Origin of the sequence: Tateyamaria pelophila (genome assembly GCF_019966495.1) — a bacterium.
GTDB classification, from domain to species: Bacteria; Pseudomonadota; Alphaproteobacteria; order Rhodobacterales; family Rhodobacteraceae; genus Tateyamaria; species Tateyamaria pelophila.
Genome location: NZ_JAIMIA010000198.1, coordinates 1 through 5,257, shown reverse-complemented (window position 1 = coordinate 5,257; position 5,257 = coordinate 1). Strand labels below are relative to the sequence as shown.

The window sequence follows — 5,257 nt, the reverse complement described above, 5'->3', positions numbered from 1 at the left end:
TCAGACAGAGCCGCCCGGTTCTCTGCGGTCGCCAGTCCCTCGGTCTCGAACCGGCCCATCTGCGACGTGGATGCGGCATGCGCATCGACGGCACGGCCACCGACAACCTGGCGCATCACGGGATCGAGCGCGAGACGGTCGGCGTCATTGACGTCCCCGTATCCTGCCAACCGGCCGTAGACCGATTGCCGAAACAGCCCGTCGAGCCGGTGGATCGTGTTCTTGCCACGGCGATTATCGCACAGGGCAGCAGACGCCAGATTGGACAGACCGAGCGCGTCATCAAGCTCGCGCATCACCAGAAGGCCGCCATCCGAACTGAGCTGAGCGCCCCGGAATTCCAGCCGCACGCGAGGGTCAAAATCCACACGATCTGCCCGCTGCAAGCCCGCACCCTCTGGGTGATCCATGAAACACATCCTCCGCAGCAACCAACGCCATGATATATATAGAAAATATCACGTTCAAGACAGCGAAATCAGAGATCTACTTGGGGAATGCGGGTTTAAATGTTCAGAGCGGTTTGGCACTTTATGACCGGCCCAATGGGCGTCCTCGTATTGGGGTTGGTAGCCATAGCTGACCGAGCTGCCCTTGGCGGCAACTACGACCGTGCCGTCGGTTCGCTCGAGCCCGACAAGGTGGGCCTTTAGACGATCTGTGAGCGGGATCCACAGCGGCTTGTCGGTTTTGCCCTAAGTGACATCGAATCCTTCGTCGGAAAAATGGGCCCACTTCATATTCACAACGTCGCCAATGCGCTGGCCCGTACCGACGCAAATACGATCTGCGGATTATGCGGCATGAAAGGCAGCCGCCCGACGTCGCACGCCAGCAACAATGGCGTCCACCAAAGGCTGTGGATACTCATCCGGCAGGTCTGCTAGGGTTTTGTCCAAGGCTGGTTCAAGCTCAGACGCGACGCCCGACAAGACCTCTTCCGCCAGCGCCACACCAAAACCTGCCGCCTTCGCAGCCTGCAGGAAGTAGCGTGGCACCACCTCGCCCATCCGGTCGTGACCGTCGACCGCCATCGCGACGCGCATCCGGTTCTGGCGGATTTGACCGTCGTCCACTGCTTTCTGGGCGCTCAGCACATCGTAAAGTGGGGTCATGCGGAACCCGCCAGGGCGCAATGCAATGCTGAAATTCTTGGCGTGCCCGTCCGTCGCTCCCAAGAGCCAAAATAGCACCTGCGCGCAGAAAAACACGCGCTGATCCGCCTCGGGGTCATCACTGCCTGTCAGCAACCCGATCCCTTCGGTGATCCCCGGCCCGCCATACATTTGATATTTCTGGCTGGGTGGGACCGAGAGCGCCTGACAAAAGTCTTCCTGCGGGAGGCGGATCAATCGGCCATCCTTGGTCCAGCGCCGATCAAACCGCGTCACGACAAGGCTCTGCACGTCTTCAAAATCGGCAATCTCGACCTCGGCCACAGCCATGCCCATGGCGCGACAGACGCCCATGCAGAAAAACTCGTTCTCGACACTGTCCGACAAATCGATCCCAGCAGACAGAACGCCCAGTTGGGTCTTGATAATTTGGGTTGTGGGGGTGAGCCCCGATGGACGGATCCACGCGCCTTCGTGGCGCAGCAGCGCCGTTTTTTCCTGCGCCCCCGCGATGGAAATGCGGAAGTCTTCTTCCTCCTGCAAGCCCAGCGGAGCGCTTGCGAGGTTGCGCAGTATGTCGGCAATTTGTGCCTCGGAAACGGGCTTCCTATGAGTGCGCCAACCTCCGGAACCTCTCCCGAGACGAACTGCAAGGCTCCCACGCAGTCGCGCCCGATTTTCTCCAGCATGTGCCACGCGTCCGTGCCGCCTGCACGGACCCGTGCGGCAACGCGTTCGCGTATCGCCTGATTATCCGGCAGCAGGTTTTCTAGGTAGGCAATGACAGGGCCGCCCTGGTGCGCCTCTTCGCGCAAAGGCAGTGACTGCGAGATGGGCATGGCGTGTTCCCAGGACAGCCAGTCGTAATCATAGGTGAAGCTGATCGCGCACGATCCCGCAAGACACCAGGCCCCCCACCAGCCTTCCATTCAGAAGCACCTTCAGCGTGCCACTAAGCCCGTATTTCGCCATCAGAAGATATCCTCGATCTCAAACGAACCACCGCGCTCGACCAATCGGAACGCAAGCCCAAGTGCCGCTATGACGGCGAGCACTGTGGCGAGCTTGGTCCCCGCGTCACCATTCTCGAGCGAGGAAATCGTCGCAACGCGTAAATTCGTACGCGCGCTGATATCGCTTTGGGTCCAGCCGCGCGCCTTTCGCGTCCTACGGAGTGCCTCGCCGATTTGCTCGGCCGTTCGTGCTGTGAAGTCCATGGTGCGGCTCCTTTTTCGGCATAGCGTAAATCAAAACAAATTACGCCATAGCGTAATAAGCGAGCCGCACTCATGCCTGCAGCCCCGCAGTTCGAACCTGCTCAGGCGTCACCAGCTTAGATGCAATTAAGTCCTCCACCTGCCGGTTTAGGATGGTTTGGGGTCCACCGTCTCAATGTCGGGCTCGGCCGTGGGTTCGAGCGCGGCCACGTGCTCAAGAACGATGCGGTAAGACGGTGTATGAAATCCACAGCTGGCGCTACAACGCCGCGTGTGAGCTTTGGGAAGCCGGATGTGGTTACAATTCGATCGCGTCGGTCACGGAACAAAGCCCCGCAATGGTCCAGCACTACACCAAAAAGGTCCGTCAGCCGCTACGAGTCGTGAGGGCACCGCAAAAGCGAAAAAAGCAAACCCGCTCATGAATTTACGAACTTTGGCCTTGCCAAATGCGGCAGATAGGGCGGAAAGCATGCATCCTTTGCGACCGCAATGTTACCGGGCGTGTTCAGCAGGATCTGACATTCAGATAACATTGAGACCAGGCTTTGTTCTGCATTGCCGCAAGGCAGCTTGGAGCCCATTCCACCGATGCTGCGAAGAGTATGAATGTCGGATTTCAAGCATCGTCTTTTTGTTGCGTTGCGCGATAGTAAGCAGCGTATCTAGGTGCAAAAAACTTGGTGAACGCTTTCACCTCGGGCCGTCGATAGGCGCTAGGATTTACGATCAACCATCCTGTAGACCCAAGTTCTGAGGAAAGCTCAAAACACTGAACGAGGTCCGGGTTGGTGATTTTGAACCTGGACGGCATAATCCCGATACCGACGCCCATCTTCACCGTCGTCGAGATACTTCTGAAGTCTTTGCACGTCATTGCCACTTGTGCGGTTCCGGCTTGTGCAAGCAGCCATTCATTGGCCGGGTGCGTTGCAAGCTCACCACCGAAAAGGACGACTTTGTGGTTCGGCAGATCGCTCGGCCCGACCGGTACCCCGTACTTCTCGGCATAGGCCCGGGATACAAAGAGCGACATAGGAAGTTCGAACATCCGGCGACAGATCAGAGACGGCTCAAATGCTAATTTTGCATTCGATAGGCGCACGGCCACGTCTGCCTCACCTGCCAGAACATCCAGCCTTTCCTCACTGGAAATAAGTTCGAACTGCGCGTTGCCGTGGCGCGTTTTGAATTCTTCGAGGATCGCCGCGAACTGGTCATTAAAAGCATCAGAAATGGCGGTGAGGCGAATAGTATTCGTTTGGGCGTCACGAAGGGAATTGGCGGTTTTTGCAAATCCGGCTGCGCACCGTTCAATGCTTTCGGCATCGTCCATCAGTGCTGTCGCATCGGACGTTGGTACTGCACCCCGTGTCGTTTTTTCGAACAGCTTCAACCCCAATGAATGCTCAAGAACATCAATGCGGCGCGAGACGGTGGTTTGGTTCATGCCCAGAACCCGCGCTGCCGCAAGCGTGGATCCTTGACGCATCACAGCAAGGAAAACGCGGACGTCGCTCCACTCTTTAAACCCGCTCTGCATTTTCGCAGAACAGCACAGCGCAGCGTCGGATACCAGCAAAATCGCACCGCGCATACTCTGTCTTCGAGCATTTCAAGGAGACTTCAGAGAATGACCTTCCCAACGATTCGACTGTCCTTCCCGACCTTTTTTCGCCGTACCACCGAGCCTGCAAAAAAGATGCATGCGGATAATCATACAGGCTCACGCCGCGAGTATCTGAACAATCTTCTCGCCGCGAATGCCTGCGTCGGTGAATATGGTGCACAGGCCTTGATGGGACATTTCCCAAAGGACTTTTGAACTTAGCAAATCGAAGGACATTGCCATGGCATTTTCACCCGATACCGTTCTCGACCTATGGTTCCCCGACACGGGTTTCTGGGAATCGGCCGATGACTTTTCAGCTTGGATTCAACACCGTATGTATGGCGGGATGGATCAAACCATTTGCGATGATTTCGCTGATTTGACGATTGCTGCAGCGCGCAGCGAACTGGATCACTGGGCGGAGACAGCCAAGGGTCGCATAGCCCTTTTGATTACTCTTGACCAGTTTCCGCGTTCTTTGTGGCGAGACACGCCTGCGGCCTATGCGCAGGACATCAAGGCCACCAGGCTTGTTCTCGAAGGCGTGGAAAACGGTCACTTTGCGGCGGTCGAGCCTTGGAAGAAGCTTTTCTACATAATCGCTTTACTTCACTGCGAAGGCCCGGATCATCTTGACCGAGTGGCAGTCGCAGAAGATCTGACTGAAATCACGGTCGAAGAAATGCCTGCCAGTTTGGCTTATCTGGCTGAAAAGGTCCGTGGCCAAAATGCCCGCGTTCGCTCAATTATCGAACGTTTTGGACGGCATCCGCATCGAAACCCCCATTTTGGTCGCGTTTCCTCTTTAGCCCGCATTCCCCAAGTAGATCTCTGATTTCGCTGTCTTGAACGTGATATTTTCTATATATATCATGGCGTTGGTTGCTGCGGAGGATGTGTTTCATGGATCACCCAGAGGGTGCGGGCTTGCAGCGGGCAGATCGTGTGGATTTTGACCCTCGCGTGCGGCTGGAATTCCGGGGCGCTCAGCTCAGTTCGGATGGCGGCCTTCTGGTGATGCGCGAGCTTGATGACGCGCTCGGTCTGTCCAATCTGGCGTCTGCTGCCCTGTGCGATAATCGCCGTGGCAAGAACACGATCCACCGGCTCGACGGGCTGTTTCGGCAATCGGTCTACGGCCGGTTGGCAGGATACGGGGACGTCAATGACGCCGACCGTCTCGCGCTCGATCCCGTGATGCGCCAGGTTGTCGGTGGCCGTGCCGTCGATGCGCATGCCGCATCCACGTCGCAGATGGGCCGGTTCGAGACCGAGGGACTGGCGACCGCAGAGAACCGGGCGGCTCTGTCTGA

8 protein-coding genes and 1 pseudogene are annotated in these 5,257 nt (G+C 57.2%); 4 read left to right on the top strand and 5 right to left on the bottom strand.

What is annotated here, in order from left to right:
* A partial coding sequence (locus tag LC354_RS26165; protein ID WP_223421634.1) for a transposase occupies positions 1-410 on the bottom strand: 410 nt, incomplete at its 3' end.
* 99 nt (positions 411-509) lie between these two features.
* Here LC354_RS26165 and LC354_RS26160 point away from each other — a divergent pair.
* Positions 510-653 (top strand): hypothetical protein, encoded by a 144-nt coding sequence (locus LC354_RS26160; protein WP_223428894.1) that lies wholly within the window; start codon positions 510-512, stop codon positions 651-653.
* Positions 654-794: 141 nt separating this feature from the next.
* Here the strand turns inward: LC354_RS26160 and LC354_RS26155 are convergent, their stop codons facing one another.
* From LC354_RS26155 to LC354_RS26140, 4 genes and pseudogenes are all read right to left on the bottom strand, one after another.
* The gene (locus LC354_RS26155) at positions 795-1,658 is read right to left on the bottom strand and encodes a HipA domain-containing protein (RefSeq protein ID WP_223428893.1); all 864 of its coding nucleotides are present in this window, start codon (positions 1,656-1,658) and stop codon (positions 795-797) included.
* A gap of 158 nt (positions 1,659-1,816) precedes the next feature.
* Positions 1,817-1,954 (bottom strand): annotated as a pseudogene (locus LC354_RS27830) (HipA N-terminal domain-containing protein); the annotation flags it as partial.
* Positions 1,955-2,086: 132 nt separating this feature from the next.
* On the bottom strand, positions 2,087-2,332 hold the full coding sequence (locus LC354_RS26145) for a helix-turn-helix domain-containing protein (RefSeq protein WP_223428892.1): 246 nt from the start codon (positions 2,330-2,332) through the stop codon (positions 2,087-2,089).
* 619 nt (positions 2,333-2,951) lie between these two features.
* A complete protein-coding gene (locus LC354_RS26140) occupies positions 2,952-3,929 on the bottom strand; it encodes a LysR family transcriptional regulator (RefSeq protein ID WP_223428891.1) in 978 nt (325 codons plus the stop codon).
* A 36-nt stretch (positions 3,930-3,965) separates the two neighbouring features.
* On the opposite strand from LC354_RS26140, the gene LC354_RS26135 reads away from it, so the two are divergent.
* From LC354_RS26135 to LC354_RS26125, 3 genes are all read left to right on the top strand, one after another.
* The gene (locus tag LC354_RS26135) at positions 3,966-4,157 is read left to right on the top strand and encodes a hypothetical protein (protein ID WP_223428890.1); all 192 of its coding nucleotides are present in this window, start codon (positions 3,966-3,968) and stop codon (positions 4,155-4,157) included.
* A 25-nt stretch (positions 4,158-4,182) separates the two neighbouring features.
* Positions 4,183-4,779: a DUF924 family protein gene (locus tag LC354_RS26130; protein WP_223428889.1), complete on the top strand. Its 597-nt coding sequence runs from the start codon at positions 4,183-4,185 to the stop codon at positions 4,777-4,779.
* A gap of 68 nt (positions 4,780-4,847) precedes the next feature.
* A partial coding sequence (locus LC354_RS26125; RefSeq protein WP_223421634.1) for a transposase occupies positions 4,848-5,257 on the top strand: 410 nt, incomplete at its 3' end.

Excerpts from the sequence above, each read along its gene's own strand:
- LC354_RS26135 (WP_223428890.1), top strand. The coding sequence starts at position 3,966 with ATGACCTTCCCAACGATTCGACTGTCCTTCCCGACCTTTTTTCGCCGT.
- LC354_RS26140 (WP_223428891.1), bottom strand. The coding sequence starts at position 3,929 with ATGCGCGGTGCGATTTTGCTGGTATCCGACGCTGCGCTGTGCTGTTCT.
- LC354_RS26160 (WP_223428894.1), top strand. The coding sequence starts at position 510 with ATGTTCAGAGCGGTTTGGCACTTTATGACCGGCCCAATGGGCGTCCTC.
- LC354_RS26130 (WP_223428889.1), top strand. The coding sequence starts at position 4,183 with ATGGCATTTTCACCCGATACCGTTCTCGACCTATGGTTCCCCGACACG.
- LC354_RS26145 (WP_223428892.1), bottom strand. The coding sequence starts at position 2,332 with ATGGACTTCACAGCACGAACGGCCGAGCAAATCGGCGAGGCACTCCGT.